General features: G+C 72.3%; 17 protein-coding genes. 9 read left to right on the top strand and 8 right to left on the bottom strand.

All coding sequences use genetic code 11. The annotated features are described in order from the left end of the window. Window positions 1-144: 144 nt before the first annotated feature. Complete coding sequence (locus tag ACFVTX_RS08230; RefSeq protein ID WP_386899110.1) at window positions 145-1,326, top strand: FAD-dependent oxidoreductase; 1,182 nt, start codon at window positions 145-147, stop codon at window positions 1,324-1,326. Between the two features lie 75 nt (window positions 1,327-1,401). On the opposite strand, the gene ACFVTX_RS08225 is transcribed toward ACFVTX_RS08230, so the two are convergent. Both ACFVTX_RS08225 and ACFVTX_RS08220 read right to left on the bottom strand, forming a co-directional pair. Then, entirely contained in the window at window positions 1,402-2,853 is a 1,452-nt protein-coding gene (locus tag ACFVTX_RS08225; protein WP_386899109.1) for an APC family permease, read from the bottom strand. 89 nt (window positions 2,854-2,942) lie between these two features. Then, window positions 2,943-4,361, bottom strand: coding sequence for an amidase (locus ACFVTX_RS08220; RefSeq protein WP_386899108.1), 1,419 nt, complete (start codon window positions 4,359-4,361; stop codon window positions 2,943-2,945). A gap of 127 nt (window positions 4,362-4,488) precedes the next feature. Here ACFVTX_RS08220 and ACFVTX_RS08215 point away from each other — a divergent pair, with 127 nt between their 5' ends. Next, a complete protein-coding gene (locus tag ACFVTX_RS08215) occupies window positions 4,489-5,148 on the top strand; it encodes a TetR/AcrR family transcriptional regulator (RefSeq protein WP_386899107.1) in 660 nt (219 codons plus the stop codon). A gap of 24 nt (window positions 5,149-5,172) precedes the next feature. Here the strand turns inward: ACFVTX_RS08215 and ACFVTX_RS08210 are convergent, their stop codons facing one another. After that, window positions 5,173-5,940 carry a DeoR/GlpR family DNA-binding transcription regulator gene (locus ACFVTX_RS08210; protein ID WP_386899106.1) on the bottom strand — a complete coding sequence of 256 codons (768 nt, stop codon included), beginning with the start codon at window positions 5,938-5,940 and terminating at the stop codon, window positions 5,173-5,175. A gap of 59 nt (window positions 5,941-5,999) precedes the next feature. On the opposite strand from ACFVTX_RS08210, the gene ACFVTX_RS08205 reads away from it, so the two are divergent. Both ACFVTX_RS08205 and ACFVTX_RS08200 read left to right on the top strand, forming a co-directional pair. Then, on the top strand, window positions 6,000-6,356 hold the full coding sequence (locus tag ACFVTX_RS08205; protein WP_386899105.1) for a DUF4406 domain-containing protein: 357 nt from the start codon (window positions 6,000-6,002) through the stop codon (window positions 6,354-6,356). 319 nt (window positions 6,357-6,675) lie between these two features. After that, window positions 6,676-8,331: an ABC-F family ATP-binding cassette domain-containing protein gene (locus tag ACFVTX_RS08200; protein WP_386899104.1), complete on the top strand. Its 1,656-nt coding sequence runs from the start codon at window positions 6,676-6,678 to the stop codon at window positions 8,329-8,331. 12 nt (window positions 8,332-8,343) lie between these two features. Here the strand turns inward: ACFVTX_RS08200 and ACFVTX_RS08195 are convergent, their stop codons facing one another. Continuing rightward, a complete protein-coding gene (locus ACFVTX_RS08195; protein ID WP_386899103.1) occupies window positions 8,344-8,991 on the bottom strand; it encodes a glyoxalase in 648 nt (215 codons plus the stop codon). Between the two features lie 185 nt (window positions 8,992-9,176). Between ACFVTX_RS08195 and ACFVTX_RS08190 the strand changes: the two genes are divergently transcribed. After that, complete coding sequence (locus ACFVTX_RS08190; RefSeq protein WP_386899102.1) at window positions 9,177-9,968, top strand: CPBP family intramembrane glutamic endopeptidase; 792 nt, start codon at window positions 9,177-9,179, stop codon at window positions 9,966-9,968. Between the two features lie 45 nt (window positions 9,969-10,013). Here ACFVTX_RS08190 and ACFVTX_RS08185 read toward each other — a convergent pair whose 3' ends face one another. The 3 genes from ACFVTX_RS08185 to ACFVTX_RS08175 all read right to left on the bottom strand — a co-directional run bounded on the left by ACFVTX_RS08185 (window position 10,014) and on the right by ACFVTX_RS08175 (window position 12,515). Further along, on the bottom strand, window positions 10,014-11,237 hold the full coding sequence (locus ACFVTX_RS08185) for a hypothetical protein (RefSeq protein WP_386899101.1): 1,224 nt from the start codon (window positions 11,235-11,237) through the stop codon (window positions 10,014-10,016). 203 nt (window positions 11,238-11,440) lie between these two features. Further along, on the bottom strand, window positions 11,441-12,052 hold the full coding sequence (locus tag ACFVTX_RS08180; protein ID WP_386899100.1) for a phosphotransferase: 612 nt from the start codon (window positions 12,050-12,052) through the stop codon (window positions 11,441-11,443). Window positions 12,053-12,062: 10 nt separating this feature from the next. Then, window positions 12,063-12,515 (bottom strand): MarR family winged helix-turn-helix transcriptional regulator, encoded by a 453-nt coding sequence (locus ACFVTX_RS08175; protein ID WP_386899099.1) that lies wholly within the window; start codon window positions 12,513-12,515, stop codon window positions 12,063-12,065. 94 nt (window positions 12,516-12,609) lie between these two features. On the opposite strand from ACFVTX_RS08175, the gene ACFVTX_RS08170 reads away from it, so the two are divergent. Next, window positions 12,610-13,263 carry an FMN-dependent NADH-azoreductase gene (locus ACFVTX_RS08170; RefSeq protein WP_386899098.1) on the top strand — a complete coding sequence of 218 codons (654 nt, stop codon included), beginning with the start codon at window positions 12,610-12,612 and terminating at the stop codon, window positions 13,261-13,263. Window positions 13,264-13,332: 69 nt separating this feature from the next. Then, window positions 13,333-13,842: a hypothetical protein gene (locus tag ACFVTX_RS08165; protein ID WP_386899097.1), complete on the top strand. Its 510-nt coding sequence runs from the start codon at window positions 13,333-13,335 to the stop codon at window positions 13,840-13,842. A gap of 174 nt (window positions 13,843-14,016) precedes the next feature. On the opposite strand, the gene fosX is transcribed toward ACFVTX_RS08165, so the two are convergent. Continuing rightward, window positions 14,017-14,433 (bottom strand): FosX/FosE/FosI family fosfomycin resistance hydrolase, encoded by a 417-nt coding sequence (gene fosX, locus ACFVTX_RS08160; RefSeq protein ID WP_386899096.1) that lies wholly within the window; start codon window positions 14,431-14,433, stop codon window positions 14,017-14,019. 75 nt (window positions 14,434-14,508) lie between these two features. Between fosX and ACFVTX_RS08155 the strand changes: the two genes are divergently transcribed. Together ACFVTX_RS08155 and ACFVTX_RS08150 are read left to right on the top strand one after the other, a co-directional pair. After that, window positions 14,509-15,141, top strand: a complete 633-nt coding sequence (locus ACFVTX_RS08155; protein WP_386899095.1) for a LysE family translocator — start codon at window positions 14,509-14,511, stop codon at window positions 15,139-15,141. Window positions 15,142-15,247: 106 nt separating this feature from the next. Beyond that, the gene (locus tag ACFVTX_RS08150; protein WP_386899094.1) at window positions 15,248-16,102 is read left to right on the top strand and encodes a class I SAM-dependent methyltransferase; all 855 of its coding nucleotides are present in this window, start codon (window positions 15,248-15,250) and stop codon (window positions 16,100-16,102) included. Window positions 16,103-16,111: the final 9 nt, after the last annotated feature.

The raw sequence follows: 16,111 nt of genomic DNA, 5'->3' as shown, positions 1-16,111 counted from the left end.
CTGCACGGGCATGCGGGCGCTCCTGACGCGGGTAAGACGGGGGTCAGATGCCACTCGACCGGCAGCCGGTGACGCGCATCCGTCGCGCCGGTGAACAGCCGGTGTCCGCCGCCTGTCGCCTTGCCGTGCGAGAGGATGGAACGCATGCAGATCATCGTCATCGGCGCGGGCGCGTGGGGGCTGCCCGGCGCGGCCGAGCTCGCCGAACGCGGCCACCGGGTCACCCTCGTCGACCGGTACGGCCCCGCGAATCCCCTGTCGTCGTCGCACGGGCCGACCCGCATCTGGCGGCTCGCCGACCCCGATCCGGCGAAGATGCGCATGACCCGGCAGAGCCTCGACGCGATGCAACGGCTCTCGTCGATCGCCGGCGAACCCGTGTTCCTCAAGCGCGGGCTGGTGTGGCGCGACAGCGCCGCCGCGCTCGACGGGCTCGAGTGGGCGCTCGCGATGGAGGGCGTGCCGCACCTGCGACTCGACGCGGCGCGGGTCGGCACGCGGTTCCCGGGGCTCGTGCCCGACGGTCGCGGCGCGATCTACACCTCGGAGGCGGGCCCGGTGCTCGCCGAGGTCTCGCTGCGCGCGCAGCTGCGGCGGTTCGAGCGGGCGGGCGGCACGCTGCGCATCGCCCACGTCGTCGATATCGAACCGGATGCCTCGGGCGACGGCCTGCACCGGGTGCACCTCGAGGGCGGCGAGACGCTCGACGCCGAGGCGCTCGTCATCGCGGCCGGCCCCGGAGCATCCGCCCTGCTCGGTCACCTCGGTCTCGACGTGCCGCTGCGCCCGCGGCTCGAGCAGGTCGTGCACGTCGCCGACCCCGCTCGGCCGTTCGACGAGCTGCCGGACCTCATCGACATCGCGACGCCCGAGCGCCCCACGCTCTACGCGATGACGACGCCCGGCGTCGGCTACAAGCTCGGGCTCGACCAGCCGCTGCGCGACGTCGAGTGGGGCGTCGACGACGACCGCACCCCGTCGGCCGAACGTTCGGCGGTGCTGCTCGACTACGCGCGCACTCAGCTCGGCATGACGGGCGCCGAACTCGTCGACGCGAAGGTCTGCAGCTGGACGGACTCCCCCGACGGCCGCTTCATCATCGACACTCCCCTGCCCGGGGTGACCGTCGGCTGCGGCGACTCGGGCGAGGGCTTCAAGTTCTCGGCGCTCATGGGCCTCGTACTCGCCGACCTCGCCGAGGGCGCTGAGCCGCCGATCGACCTCGAGCCGTTCGGCCTCGCCCGCTTCGCGACAGGGTCCGTCGCCTCACTCGACACCCCGACCTCGCTCGGCGGCGCATCCACGGGCGCTGCCCCCAAGGCGTAGATCGCGCCGAACGGCCGATCCTGCGCGGTGCGCGCGGGATCGGCCGTCTGGGTCCCGGTGCTTCGGTACCGCCGGCTACTCCGACGCCCTGCCGTCGGCCGGCGCAGGCGCCCGGCGCACGAGCACGACGCCGACGACCGCCGCGACGACGAGCGTCGCCATGAGCGCCCAGTTGACCCAGTCGGTGCGGCCCGTGAGCAGTTCGAGGTTCGTGAGCATGAGCACGAGCCCGGCGACGAGGCCTGCGGCGCCGAGGAGCGGCGCGATCACCACGCGGAACACCCCGTGCCCGCGCCGATCACGGCTGAAGAACCGCACGACGCTGATCATGCAGAGCAGTTGCAGGGCGACGACGCCGATGATGCCGACGCCGTTGGTCCAGAGCAGGAGCTGCAGGTAGGGGTCGCCGTTCAGCACGACGGTGAACGAGATGAGCACGAGCGACACGATCGTCGTCACGAGGCTCGCCGTCGCCGGCGAGCGATGACGCTCGTGGGTGCGGCCGAGGCGGGCGGGCAGCAACCCGTCGCGGCCGAGCGAGAACAGGTAGCGCGAGGTCGCGTTGTGGAACGCGATGGTCGCCGCGAGGATGCTCGTGACGATGAGCAGACCCATCACGGTGCTCGCCCACACCCCGAGGTACGACTCGGCGAGCATGAAGTACAACCCCTGGAACACGTCGGAGAGCGAGTACTCGACGAGCCCGTCGACCCCGAGCGCCGCGACCGCGATCCACGCGATGAACCCGTAGAACACCGCGAGGAACCCGACCGCGAGGTACGTGGCCCGCGGCACGGTGCGCTCGGGGCGCTTCGCCTCCTCCGCGTAGATCGCGGTGCCCTCGAAGCCGATGAACGCACCGAGCGCGAGCACGAACATCCCGCCGCTCGCCAGGTTGAACACGTTGCCCGGAGCGAAGGGCTCGAGCGAGAAGTTCGCGGTGCCCTCGGTCGCGAGCACGGCGACCGCGATCACGACGAGGATGACGACCTCGAGGATCATGAGCACCGCGAGCACTCGCGCTCCGATGTCGATCTGCCGGTAGCCGAGCAGCGCGACGATCGCGAGACCGACGAGCGCGTACACGGCCCAGTGCACGTCGATGCCGAGCATCGGGTTGAAGGTCTCTGCGGCGTAGAAGCCGAGGAACCCGTAGAACCCGCCGCAGATGAGCGCGTACGAGAGGAGGGCGACGACCGCGGCCGCACCGCCCGCGGTGCGACCGAGTCCGCGTCCGATGAAGGCGTAGAACGCCCCGGCGTTGCGCACGTAGCGGGCGAACGCCGTGAACCCGGCCGCGCAGAGGATGTAGACGATGCCGCTGAACAGGTAGGCGCCCGGCGCCCCGATGCCGCCGAGCCGGAAGGCCAGCGGCGCCGCCCCGGCCATCACTGCGAGCGGCGCTGCCGCCGCGACGACGAAGAAGAAGATGTCGAAGGTGCCGAGCCTCCCGCCGGCGAGTCCGCCGGGGTCGGTGCTCTGTGGCGCGGGTGCGGGGGCGGGGGCCGGGGCCGGGGTCGAACTCATCGGGACTCCTTGTCAGCGACGGTGATGACGGCAGGGAAGGGGGATGGGGAGGGACGGGCGGGTTCGCGCTGCGCACCCGCCCGCGGAGATCACACGACCGCGGGCCACCAGGCCGGGTCGGTCCAGAGGCCGAGCTCCTGCTCGAGCGCCGCGCCGATGCGGAACACCGTCGTGTCGTCGTACGTCTTGCCGACGATCTGCACGCCCGTCGGCACGCCGTTGGGCGCGCGCCCCGAGGGCACGGCGAGCACGGGCACGCGGCCGATGACGTTGAACGGCAGCGTCATGAGCTTCGAGAAGACGGCGGCGCTGTCGGTCGCGGGTTCGTCGGCGGCGAAGCCGGTGGTCGCGATCGTCGGGCAGACGAGCGCGTCGTACCCGGTCATGAGTTCGGCGAAGGGGCGGTAGAAGGATGTCTCGGCCACGAGCCCTTCGACGTACTCGCCGCCGGCGGCGGCCTGCGCGGCGAACGCGCGCGTGTACGGCATGAGCTGCTCGGCGCGCTCGGGCTCGCCCTCGGCGATCTGCTCGATGAACGGCCCCATCACGGCGCCGAAGTGCGGCCACGCGGTGGCGAGGGTGCGCTCGGGGCCCCACGGCAGTTCGACGAGGTCGACGGTCGCACCGGCGGCGACGAGGGCGGCCGCGGCCGTGCGGGTGTTCTGCTCGACGGCGGGGTCGACGTCGTAGCCGCCGAGGTCGAGGCAGAGCGCGATGCGCATGCCCTCGAGCGAGGCGACGGCGCCCGAGACGGTCGAGAGGTCGCGCAGGGATGCCGCGTCGCCGACCCACGGCCCCGAGATCACGTTCTGCAGCAGGGCGACGTCGGCGACGCTGCGCCCCATCGGCCCGTCGGCGCAGTACGTGTCGGAGTTGAAGGGGGCGATTCCGGGCACTCGGCCGAACGGCGGCTTGAAGCCGACGACGCCGCAGAACGAGGCCGGGATTCGGATGGAGCCGCCGATGTCGGAACCCGTGGCGAGCAGGGTCGAGCCCGCCGCGAGCACCGCGCCCGAACCGCCCGAGGAGCCGCCGGGGCTGAACTCGGTGTTCCACGGGTTGCGGGTGACGCCCCAGAGCTTCGTGTGCGTGACGGGGGCGCAGCAGTACTCGGGGGTGGTGGTGCGGGCGTGGATGACGGCGCCGGCCGCCTGGATGCGCTCCACGATGGGGTGGGTCTCGTCGGCGATGTGGCCGCGTTCGAGGAGGCATCCCTCTTCGGCGAGGCGGCCCGCGACGGGCTGCTCCTCCTTCAGCATGAGCGGAATGCCCTCGAGCGGGCGCGCCGCCTCGCCTGCGGCGAAGCGCTGCTCGGAGACGTGGGCGGCAGCGCGCGCCTCCTCGACCCACTCCTCGGTGACGGCGTTGATCGCGGGCTCGGTCGCCGCGGTGCGCGCGACGACGGCGTCGAGCAGTTCGACGGGCGAGAGCTCGCGTCGTCGCATGAGCTCGGATGCCTCGGTGGCGGTGAGCCGGAACAGTTCCATCTGGGTGGTGCCTTTCGTCATTCCGCTGGTCGAGGAGCGCGCGAAGCACGCGCGCCCACGCTGGTCGAGGAGCGCGCGAAGCACGCGTCTCGAGACCATCCGTACGTCGTACGGATCCGTACACTGTACGGACGATACTCTTGCACCCATGGCGTCCCGTCAAGTGGCAAACCCCGAGGCATCCGGCAGGAAGACTGCACCGCGCCGCACGGTGAGTCGCGACGACCTCACCGAGGCCGCGATCGCGCTCGTCGAACGCGACGGGCTCGACGCGCTGACCATGCGCCGACTGGCCGCCGAGCTCGACCGGGCGCCCATGAGCCTCTACACGCACGTGCGCAACCGCGATGACCTCGTCGACGCCATCGTCGCTCGACTGATCGAGCGGCTCGAGCTCCGCGATGCCCCGGGCGAATCGTGGCAGGAGACCGCGCGACGCACGCTGCGCTCGTACAGGGACCTCGCGGTGCAGCTCCCCCACAGCTTCGAACTGCTCGCACTCGCCCCGTACGACACCTCGCCGGTCGCCCCGCACCTCGCGCGCGTCGTCGCGAGCCTCGAGCGAGGCGGACTCGGTGCCGCCGAGGCCCGCCAGATCCTCGGCATCGTCGACGCCTACGCCACGGGGTTCCTCGTGGTGTGGGCGCGCAGCCGGGCGGCCGAGCGCACCCTCGGGGCCGACGCTGCGCCGCCCGAGCTCACCGGAATGCGCGAGCTCGAGACCTTCGACCAGGGCCTCGAGGCGCTGATCGCGGGGCTCGACGCGACGCTCGCACACGGGCCCGCGGCATCCGACCCGCCCGCCTGATCCTCGAGCCGCCGCCCCCGAGCATCACGACCCGTGTGCCGCCGCCGAGACGAGCGGGACTCCTGCGGCGGCGAGCTCGCTCAGCGCCTGGTTCCCGCGCTCCCCGTCGGTGATGACGCCCGCGACGGCGTCGAGCGGCATGACCGTGTATCGGGAGGCGGCGCCGATCTTCTCGGCACTGGCGAGCACGTAGGTCTCTGCGGCGCGCGAAGCGAGCGTGCGCTTCATCGCAGCCTCCTCGGGGTCGCCGGTCGTCAGTCCCGCCGTCGGGTGAACCCCGGTGACGCCGAGGAAGAAGAGGTCGGCGCCGATCATGCCGGCCGCCTCGACGGCGGCGGCACCGCACGCCACCGCGGAGTGCTTGAACAGCCGGCCGCCGATCAGGAACACCTCGGCGGCGTGGTGCAGGAGACTCGCCGCGATGGTCGGGCTGTGCGTGATGACCGTGCACTCGAGGCTCGTCGGCAGCGCATCGACCATGGAGAGCGCGGTGGTGCCGCCGTCGAGGATCACGGTGGCGCCGGGTTCGATGAAGGCGACGGCGGCGGCGGCGACCCGCCGCTTGCTCTCGGGCGCCACCGCGGCACGGCTCGCGTAGTCGGCGACGGCCGGCGAGGCCGGCAGCGCGCCGCCGTACACGCGGACGGCCAGGCCCGCGGCGTCGAGTTCGCGCAGGTCGCGGCGGATGCTGTCCTCCGACAGCCCCAGTTCGATCGCGATCTCCTTCGCGACGAGGCGCCCGTCGCGACGGAGGCGCTCGAGGAGCAGGTCTTTGCGCGCAGCGGCGAGCATGCGAAATCCTTCCGGTTCTTTCACGTTTCTGCACTATTGTGCCAGATATGAGCAAGTCAATGTTGATCCTGATCGCCGGCCCCTACGCCTCGGGCACCGGCGGCGACCCCGAACTGATGGCGCAGAACCTGAAGCGGCTCGAGGAGGCGGCCTGGCCCATCTTCCAGGCCGGCCACGTGCCGATGATCGGCGAGTGGGTCGCGCTCCCGGTGCTCTCGAGCGCCGGCGCCGACGGCCCGTCGCACCCCCTGGCGGCGGAGGTCATGTACCCCACGGCCGAGCGGCTCCTCCAGCACTGCGATGCGGTCCTCCGCCTGCCCGGAGTGTCGCGCGGTGCGGACCAGGATGTCGCGATCGCTCGGGACCGCGGCATCCCGGTCTATCACTCGCTCGAGGAGATTCCCGCGGCCGCCTAGGCAGCCGGATGGGGCCCCGACCGGCGCGGCGACTCGACGTCCGGGCCGGCCGGGCCCTTCCCGCTTCCGCCCCGAACTGCTACCGTCATCGCGATGGGTACGCTGATTTACTCCTGAGTGGTGAGCCGTGTCGAGCATTCGCTCCGCGGCTTCCACATCGATCGCAGCCGGCGCTGAGCGCCGCTGATCGACGCGCAACCGACCACTGATCATTCGGCCCGCTGCCGTCGACGCTCGCGCACCCCTCGCAGGGGTTCGCCGACGAGTCCTCGACCGGCGCTCGCATCCTCCGCGGACGGGCCGGGAAGGGAGCTTCTCCATGTATCCGACCAGCCAACTCTCACTGCACGCCGTGACGAAGCGCTTCGGCGACCGCGTCGTGCTCGACCGCGTCGAGCTGTCGGCCCGACCCGGCGAACGCATCGGGGTCATCGGCGACAACGGCGCGGGCAAGTCGACGCTGCTGCGCCTCATCGCCGGCGCGTTGAGCCCCGATACGGGCGAGCTCGTCGCCCGGTTCGCGGGCGGTGTCGGCGCGCTCGAGCAGGTACTCGAACTGCCGGGCGACGCGACGGTGGCCGACGCGATCGACGCGGGTTCGGCGGGGCTGCGGGCGCTCGAACACGTCATGCACGCCGCGGAGCGCGGCCTCGCGGGGCTCGACGGCTCGGCGCTCGACGACGCCCTGGCCGAATACGCGGCGCTCATCGAACGGTTCGAGGCACGCGACGGCTACGGTGCGCCCGCCCGTCTCGACGCCTCGCTCGAGGCGCTCGGCGTGGGCCGCGTCGCGCGCGACCGCCCGTGGTCGACGCTGTCGGGCGGTGAACGTTCGCGGGTCGCGCTGGCGGCGGCGCTCGCGTCGAACCCCGAACTGCTGCTGCTCGACGAGCCGAGCAACGATCTCGACGACGCGGGGTGGCAGTGGCTCGTCGGCCGGCTGCGCGCGCACGACGGCACGGTCGTCGCGGTGACGCACGATCGCGCGTTCCTGCAGGCGCTCACCGACACGATCTGGGAGGTCGATCGGGCCGCGGTCGCCCGCTACGGCGACGGCTACCCGGGCTACCTCGTGGCGAAGCGGAACGAGCGCGAACGGCACCGGCTCGCCTACGAGACCTGGAAGGCCGAGCTCGCCCGCAACCGCGGGCTCGTCGCGGCGAACGCGGGTCGGCTGGCGGCGATTCCGCGCAAACTCGACAAGGCGGGCATGGGCGTTGGCGCGTTCACGCCCCGCAGTCGCGATCACGGTGCGATGGGTCGCATCCGCAACGCCAAAGCACGGATGTCGCGGCTGCTCGCCGAGCCGGTCGCACCGCCGCCGAAGCGGCTGACGTTCCGCGCGTCCGGGTTCGGCGGCGCGCCCGTCCCGGTCGAGGGGGCGGATGCCACGGGCGCGGCCCCGGCCGCGTCGGCTGCGCCGCTGCTCGTGCTCGACGGGGTGCGCGTGGCGGGGACATCCGTCGGCGAAGTGCAGCTGGGGGCCGGCGGGCGCCTGCTCGTGACCGGACGCAACGGCGTCGGCAAGACCACCCTGCTGCGAGTGATCGCGGGCGAGGTGCGGGCGGAGGCGGGCACGGTGACGGCGACCCCGCGGGTCGGGCATCTGCGTCAGCACAGCGCGATCGTGCCGAGCCGGCGCACCCTGCTCGAAGTGTTCGCGGCGGGGCTGCGCGAGGATCTCGTGACGGCCGAGGCGCGGTTGATGCCGTTGGGGCTGTTCCATCCGCGCGACCTCGCGGTGCCGGTGGGCGCACTGTCGTACGGGCAGCGACGCCGCCTCGAGCTCGCGCTGCTCGTGAGCGAACCGCACGAGCTGCTGCTGCTCGACGAGCCGACGAACCACCTCTCGCCCGAGCTCGTCGAGGATCTCGAGGGGGCGCTCGACACCTTCACGGGCGCGGTCGTGCTCGTCTCGCACGACCGGCTGCTGCGCGAGCGGTTCGGCGGTGAGCGCCTCGATCTGGAGGGGTGAGTCGCCTCGGGCTCAGGCGTCCGATGCGTCGGACGCCTGAGTCCAGGCGAACCCGTCGGGGTCGACGAAGCCCTCGGAATCGCCGTTGATGCGGATGCGGTGCGAGCCGCTGCCGTCGTCGGCGACCCCGACCGTCTTCGCGAGCGCACGTCGCTTGTAGAGCCCGAAGCCGATCGGGCTCGCCGCCATCGCGAAGTCGACGTAGCCGCCGATGCTCTTCGCCACCTCGAGGCCGCGGTCGCCGTAGAAGCGCTTGCTCGCCGACACGTCGTCGGCACCGACCAGCAGCACGACGTGCTCGATCCGGTGGGTCGCGGGCCCTGTGTCCTTCTTCGCTTCGCTCGCCATCTGCCAGATCGTGCCGTCGGGGGCCTGCACGACGCCGCCGAAGCCCCAGAGCGATTTCTCCGCGGGCTTCAGCACGGTCGCGCCGGCGGCGACCGCCGCTTCGAACAGGTGGACCACGTCGGCAGGCTGCGCGACGACGAGCGACATGGTGAACCCGCGGAAGCCGCCCGTCGGCTCAGCCGACGTCGCCAGAATCACGCGCCCGTCGAGATCGAACGCCTCGCCGTAGAACCGCTCGGCCGCCGCGAGATCGTCGACCTCGAGCGTGACCGACTCGATCGAGGTCAGCTGTTGCCGGTTGTCGGTGTTCATGCGGCCGACGATGCCGGGGTCGGCGACAGGCGTCAACCCCCTGGCGATCGATGCCGCGGCTTCCGAGCGCACGGAAGGACCCCGCGGAGCTCGCGATCGCCGAGCGGCGCGCGCCCGCCATGACCTCGACCGAGTAGGCGATACAGTCGGCGAGACCCCACCCCATCGTGCCGAGAGGATTTCCGTTGACGAGCACCGAGCCCCCGCTGAAGGTCCGACCCCGCATCTGGATCGGCCTGCTGATCTGGCTCGCGTACCTCGCGCTCGTCGTCGCGATCCAGGGGGCGAGCGGCATCCCCTACGACGCGTGGGGCGAGAGCGCGGGAAACCTGTTCTTCGGGGCGGGCGTCTCGCTCATCGTCGCGACGGTGCTCCTCGTGATCACGACGACCCTGCTGGGCTGGTGGCGCCCGGCGCTCTTCGAGCGCGAGCGCAGCCGGCATCGCTGGCCGATCTTCGTGCCGATCCTCACCGCGATCGCCGCGATCATGAACCTCTCGGCCACCGACTGGAGCGCGTACGGCGGCGCGTTCCTCGCCGCTTCCCTCGCGCTGCTGCTCGTCGGTTTCACCGAGGAGCTCGTGAGCCGCGGCCTGCTGCTCACTTCGCTGCGCAGTCGGCTGCGCGAGGTCTGGGTCTGGCTCATCACCTCGGTGCTGTTCGGTCTCTCGCACCTCGTGAACATCCTGCTCGGCGCGCCCGACTCGGGCACGGTGATCCAGGTGATCTCGGCGTTCCTCGCCGGAACGGTGTTCTACATCCTGCGCCGCGTCACGGGCTCGCTCATCTGGGCGATGGTGCTGCACGGGCTCTGGGACTTCTCGGTCTTCGCCACCGAGGTCGGCCAGGCAGGCGACCTCGCCGCGATCGCGAACGTCGTCGAACTCACCGCCGGCTTCCTGGGTCTCGCGTGCGTGGCCTTCGTGATCCGCGGCGCGAACGAGCGAACGGATGCCCCGGTCGCTCCCCGAGCGTAAGCCGCCCTGCCGGCGAGGAAGTGACGGCAGCGGTCGGGGTCGGCCTCAGCCCCGCCTGCGGCGCTGCGCCCGTCTCGCCCGCTTCGCCCCTGCGCGCTGTTCGGCCGCGTCGCGCGCCGCGATCGAGGATGCGTCGGGATCGCCGGGCGACAGCACGGCGCGCAGCGCATTGCGCTCGCGCTCGGCGCGCCGCAGATCGGCCATGCCGACCAGCGCCGCGAGGACGGGTGCCGCGACGGCGACCGCGAGGGCGATCGCGACCGTCGGCCCGCCGAGTGGCAGCTCGGGGTCGACGAGCGCCGCGAACGCCGCGAACACGGCGAACGGCACGAACACCGCAACGATGAGCCGCGAAACCCAGAGCCCGGCGCGCGGACTGAGCAGCATCGACTCGGCCACCTCCTCGGGCACTCGCCGAGGCCGTCCGTCGGCGACCCAGCGTGCGGCCGCCGTCTCGACCCGTCGCATGAGCACCAGCCGCACGACGACGAGTACCGCGGTGACCGCCAGCGCGCACGCGATCGCGATGCCTCCCCAGAGGCTCAGCCCGTCGATGAAACGCTCGATCGGCTCGTCGAAGTAGCGTTCGTCGCACCGTTTGCACGGCTGTCGCAACCAGACCGACACGAACCAGATCGCGACGACGATGACGAGCGCGCCGGCCGCGACGGCGAGCGCCCGGTCGATGCGGGCGAAGACTCCGGGGCGCAGCATCGCGGGCGGGTCTTCGGCCGGGGATGCCTCGCGCCGACGTTCCTCGGCGAACTCGGCGGCGACGGCATCGCGCCTCCAGCGGACCTCGAGCACGGCACGACGGCCCGCCTGCCGTTCTTCGACGCCGAGCAGGATCGTCCGCACGACGAGCGAGGCGGCCACGAGCACTGCGCTCACGGCGACGATCGTCCAGACGAGCGGGGTTCGACCCTCGTCGTCGACGAGCGCGAAGAACAGGCAGAAGCCGCCGACCGCCATGGCGATCACCGCGACAGCCAGCACCGTGCGGCGCACGTGGCGGGCGGAGAGGACGCCGAGTCGCGCGCGCTGCGCGGCCGAGGGCACCTGATCGGGATGCTCGGCGGCGTGGCGTTCGAGCAGTCGCAACGCGGTCGCGGCGTCGAAGGCGCCGAGCAGCGGGATCGCGAGCGCGAGGGTCGCGGCCAGCCCGAACAGGGGCAGCACGGTCGCGCGGAGCAGCTCCTCGGACCGGAGCTCGTTCGACAGCTCCCACAGCGCCTCGTCGCCGACGATCGCGGCGATGAGCATCGTCACCCAGGTCGCTCCGGCGCCGACCGCGAACGCGATCGCCAGGCCGACCGCGGTTCGGGCAAAGGCTGACCGCGCTGTCTCGGGCACCTCGACGAAGCGGAGGTCGGCAAGCTCGCGCTCGGCTCGGGCGCGCGCCGCACGCCGTCGCTCGGTTCGGGCCGCTCGCCCCGACCGGGCGCGCTCGTCGCGTCCATCCACGTCGGCCATCACCCTCGGGCCTCGCGCACGGCGAACTCGTCGTCGATGAGGGCGCGGTCCCACTGCTCGAGGATCGCGTCGACGGTCTCCTCGGGAGCCTGGTCGGTCGAGTCGACCCAGAGACCGACCGGCGGCGTCTCGGCGAGCCAACCGTCGAACGTTCGCACCGCGTCGGCCAGCGAGCCGTCGCCGAGCCATCCGTCGTACGCGCCCGTGCCGCGCTCGAGCTCGCGGCGCATGACCGCTTCGACGCCGGGTCGCAGCACCACGAGCGCGCGGCGACCGCCCATCCGGCCGAGCTGGTCGGCGACCGCGTCGCCGTAGATGTTGTCGACGTGCACCGCGCTGATGCCCGCATCGACGAACGACCGGGCCAGCAGCGCACCATGTCGGTAGCGCAGTTCGAGCTGGGCGAGCGCCGCGGGCGACGGCGGCTCCGCCATGTCCTCACGGCCGGCGACGACCATCTGCCAGAGTGCGTCGCCCTCGATGAACGCGGCGGTGCCGAGCCGCTCGGCGAGCAGTCGGCCCACCGTCGACTTGCCGGCGGCCGGGATGCCGACGACGAGCACCGCGGTCGGCCGAAGCTCGGGGAAGGCGGGGGTGGTCGAGTCAGGCATCCGGGTCAGATTATCGCCTGCGGATCGGCGCCTCGGGATCGACCGCTGCGAGCGCGGCCTCGAGCGCCTCGGCGAGCGCGCGCACCCCATCGGCGCCGACCGGTGAGAACTCGCGATCGATCGCGGGCAGGTACGCCTTCGCCCCGGCGAGGAAGCGGCGGCGCCCGTCGGCGGTGAGCACGGCGTAGGCCGAGCGGCGGTCGTCGGGGTTGACCTCGCGGGCGACGAGCCCTGCGGCGACGAGCTCGTCGACGAGCCGGCTCACCCGGGTGCGGCTCAGCACGACGCGCTCGGCGAGCTGGCCCATCGTGAGTCGCCCTCCCCCGTCGTGGAGCTCGAGCAGCACGTCGTACCAGCTGAGCGGCAGGCCGCCTTCGCTCGCCACGGCGCGCTCGAGGCGCGGCAGCATGGCGGCGTGCAGTCGCAGCAGCGACTCCCAGGCGCGTTCGGCGTCGTTCGTCATGCCCCGACTCTACCAGTTGCGTGCGTGCGCACACATATGCCAGATTCGCTCACCTCAGTTATGTGCGTCCGCACACACTTGAAGGGACCGGACCATGACCACGCTCCTGCACCTCTCCGCTTCGCCGCGTGGCGAGGCATCGCACTCGCTCGCGATCGCCCAGCGCTTCGTCGAGTCGTTCGCACAGGCCTCGCCCGAGGCATCCATCGACCACTGGGATCTCTGGGACGGCTCACTGCCAGCCTTCGGCCCCGACGGGGCCGGCGCGAAGATGCGGGTGTTCGCCGGCGACGAGCCCGAAGGGGCCGAGGAGATCGCCTGGCACCGGGCTCGCCTCGCGTTCGAGCGCTTCGCCGCCGCCGACCTCTACCTGTTCAGCCTGCCGATGTGGAACGCGGGCGTGCCGTACATCGCGAAGCAGTTCATCGACGTCGTGAGCCAGCCCGGCTGGGTGTTCGGCTTCGACGGCGAGACCGGCTACTCGGGGCTCCTCGAGGGCAAGCGCGCCGCGGTCGTGTACACGAGCGCCGTCTACGGCGAGGGGCGTCCGCCCGCGTTCGGCGCCGACTTCCAGCAGCCGTTCTTCGAGGGCTGGCTGCGGTGGGCGGGCATCGACGAGATCGACTCGGTCGAGTTCCGGCCGAACCTCGCGATCGCCGACGCCGAGCCCGGACGACTCGCCGCCCTCGCCGAGGCCGGTCATCTCGGCGCCGAGTTCGGCCGAGACGCTCGGGCCGCGGCGGCCTGACGTCGCGGGTCGGTGATTCGGGGGTTCTCCCGATACCGGCCGCCCACCCGCAACCGCTTGGCTCGAGACATGCCTTTCGTCACGTTCCTGCGTGGGTGGGCGGCGGTCGCCGTCGGCTGCCTGCCGCTCGCCGCACTCATGCTCACGCCCCAGCTCATGCGCAGCCGCGCGGGCAGCGAATCACTCCTGATGGTCGGGATGCTCCTGCTCCTCGCACTGCTCGCGGCCGCAATCGTGTTCGCGCCCGTGCTGAACGCACTGGCGACGCCCGTCGCCGGCCGCTGGGAGCCGCGCACCGCGCTGCGGTCGACCCGTGAGGTGTGGCGGCGGCGCACCGGCCAGGCGTGGCTCGCGTTCGGCGCCCTCGTGCTCGTCTACTGCGCCGGCCAGGCGATCGGCTACCTCGTTGGCGAGGCGGTGCCGTACGTGCAAGGCCCGCCGTGGGTCATCGACTACCCGGCGTATGTGCTGCAGGCGGTGGTGCTCTACGCCGTCACCACCCTCGCGATCGCGGTCTATGCCGCCCGCATCCGGTCACTCTCGGTCAGCTTCGCTGCCGAGCCCACATTCGCGGGTTGAGGAGCGAGCGACGAAGGAGCACGCGTCTCGAAACCGGGTGACCAGGTCTCGAGAAGCGGCTCACCGGGTTTCGAGACGCGTCGCCGCTGCGCGTCGGCGCTCCTCAACCACCGACGGGCGTCGGCGCTCCTCAACCAGCGACAGGCGTCGGCGCTCCTCAACCGGCGATCGCGGCTACGGCGCGTAGACCGCGAGGCGCTCGCGCAGCGAGCCCGCGTGCAGCTCGAACAGGTGACCGTCGTCGTCGTAGAAGTAGAGCGAGTCGCCCTCGCCGTCGACGCGTGACCGCGGCGGGCGGAGCTCGAGCCCGAGCGCGGCGACCTTCTCGCGCAACGCGGGGAGGTCGCCCCGCTCCACCTGGAACGCGACGTGGTTGTAGCTCCGTGGCATCCCGCCGTCGCCCTGCATGATCGCGACCCACGTCGCCGCGTCACCGTCGCCGACGAGGAAGAACCGCTCGGGCGAGAGCGAGTACGTCGCGCTGCCGCTGTCGTAGACGCGCACGGCGCCGAGCACCGTCGTGAGGATGCGTTCCATGCGATCGAGGTCGCGCACGATGAAGGTCACATGGCTGAGTCCGCTGCTGGTCACCGCGTCAGACTACCGAGGGCACCCCACGGCACGGCCGCCCATACGATGGTCGACGACGTTGGGAGCGGCATGCACGTGAGCTGGGCAGCGGTACTCGGTGTGGCACTCGTCGAGCTGGGGATGGCCCTGACGCCCGGGCCGAACATGGTGCACCTCGCGGCGCGGTCGATCAGTCAGGGCACCCGCGCCGGGCTGGTTGCCCTGTCGGGCACGGCGGTCGGGTTCGTGGTCTATCTCGCAGCAGCCGCGTTCGGCCTCGCAGCACTGTTCGCGGCCGTGCCGGCCGCGTTCCTCGTCGTGAAGATCGCCGGGGCGGTCTACCTCGGCTACCTCGCCTGGCAGATGCTGCGCCCGGGCGGCCGCTCGGCGTTCGACCCGGCCGAGGTCGCCCCGATCCGGCCCGCCCGGCTGTTCGGCATGGGCCTCGTCACGAACCTGCTCAACCCGAAGATCGCGCTGCTCTACGCCGCGATCCTGCCGCAGTTCATCGACGCCTCGCAGCCCGTGTGGTCGCAGTTCCTGCTGCTCGGCGCCGTGCAGATCGTCGTCGGCGTCACCGTCAACGGCCTGGTCGTCGTGAGCGCCGGCCGGCTCGCGGGCTTCCTGCGCGCGAGACCGCTGGCGATGCGGCTGCAGCGGTGGGTGTCGGGCACCGTGCTGGCCGGCTTCGCCGTCAAGCTCGCCGTCGAACGGCAACCCGCCGGCTGACGCCGCCCGACCCTGAGGCGCATATCCGTGCACGCACGGATGCGGCCCCGCGGCGCCCGGCCGACACTCGCTCCTGTTGTCATCACCCCGACTGAAGGAGCCTCCGGTGACCGAATCGAACCCGACCGTCGCGGCCGGCGTCGGCAGCGACGCCGACCGCGAACTCAAAGCCAAGCACCGCGGCATGTGGGCCTCCGGCGACTATCCGGCGGTCGCCGCCGAGCTCGTGTGGCCGCTCGGCGCCAGTCTCGTCGACGCCGTCGGCGTCAGCCCCGGCGACCGTGTGCTCGACATCGCCGCCGGCACCGGCAGCGCCGCGATCCGCGCCGCCGAGCGGGGTGCCGACGTCGTCGCGAGCGACCTCGCTCCCGAGCTCTTCGAGGCGGGCCGCCGCAACGCGGCCGATGCCGGCGTCGAGCTCGAGTGGGTCGAAGCCGACGCCGAACAGCTGCCGTTCGACGACGGCTCCTTCGACACCGCGATCTCGGCCATCGGCATCATGTTCGCGCCCCACCACGAGGCATCCGCGGGCGAACTGCTGCGCGTGGTTCGCCCGGGCGGCCGAGTCGGCGTGGCGAGCTGGACGCCCGACGGATTCATCGGCCGGATGTTCCGGGCGATGAAGCCGTTCGCACCCCCGCTGCCTGCAGGGGCGCAGCCCGCCCCGCTGTGGGGCGACGAGGCGCATGTGCGCGCCCTGCTCGGCGACGCGGTCGACGGCGTCGAGGTGCAGCGCGGCGCGGTCACGATCGGCCGCTTCGCGACGGGCGCCGAGTTCCGCGACTACTTCAAGGCGAACTACGGGCCGACGATCGCGGTGTACCGCCGCATCGCCGAGGACGCCGACGCCGTTCGCGCACTCGACGACGCCCTCGCCGCCCTCGGCGACACCCAGTTGAAGACCGCGGGCGACGGCACGATGCCGTGGGAGTACCTGCTCGTCACGGCGACCCGCCGCTGAGCAGAGCAC

It is taken from the genome of Agromyces sp. NPDC058136, from assembly GCF_042884375.1.
Taxonomy (GTDB): Bacteria; Actinomycetota; Actinomycetes; order Actinomycetales; family Microbacteriaceae; genus Agromyces.
The sequence above is the reverse complement of the archived record's forward strand: the minus strand, read 5'-3'. Positions and strand labels throughout refer to the sequence as shown.

Bases quoted from the DNA above. Each gene is read 5' to 3' on its own strand.
- ACFVTX_RS08200 (WP_386899104.1), top strand. From the start codon at position 6,676: ATGTATCCGACCAGCCAACTCTCACTGCACGCCGTGACGAAGCGCTTC.
- ACFVTX_RS08195 (WP_386899103.1), bottom strand. From the start codon at position 8,991: ATGAACACCGACAACCGGCAACAGCTGACCTCGATCGAGTCGGTCACG.
- ACFVTX_RS08220 (WP_386899108.1), bottom strand. From the start codon at position 4,361: ATGACGAAAGGCACCACCCAGATGGAACTGTTCCGGCTCACCGCCACC.
- ACFVTX_RS08205 (WP_386899105.1), top strand. From the start codon at position 6,000: ATGTTGATCCTGATCGCCGGCCCCTACGCCTCGGGCACCGGCGGCGAC.
- ACFVTX_RS08230 (WP_386899110.1), top strand. From the start codon at position 145: ATGCAGATCATCGTCATCGGCGCGGGCGCGTGGGGGCTGCCCGGCGCG.
- ACFVTX_RS08225 (WP_386899109.1), bottom strand. From the start codon at position 2,853: ATGAGTTCGACCCCGGCCCCGGCCCCCGCCCCCGCACCCGCGCCACAG.
- ACFVTX_RS08175 (WP_386899099.1), bottom strand. From the start codon at position 12,515: ATGACGAACGACGCCGAACGCGCCTGGGAGTCGCTGCTGCGACTGCAC.
- ACFVTX_RS08170 (WP_386899098.1), top strand. From the start codon at position 12,610: ATGACCACGCTCCTGCACCTCTCCGCTTCGCCGCGTGGCGAGGCATCG.
- ACFVTX_RS08180 (WP_386899100.1), bottom strand. From the start codon at position 12,052: ATGCCTGACTCGACCACCCCCGCCTTCCCCGAGCTTCGGCCGACCGCG.
- ACFVTX_RS08215 (WP_386899107.1), top strand. From the start codon at position 4,489: ATGGCGTCCCGTCAAGTGGCAAACCCCGAGGCATCCGGCAGGAAGACT.
- ACFVTX_RS08210 (WP_386899106.1), bottom strand. From the start codon at position 5,940: ATGCTCGCCGCTGCGCGCAAAGACCTGCTCCTCGAGCGCCTCCGTCGC.
- ACFVTX_RS08165 (WP_386899097.1), top strand. From the start codon at position 13,333: ATGCCTTTCGTCACGTTCCTGCGTGGGTGGGCGGCGGTCGCCGTCGGC.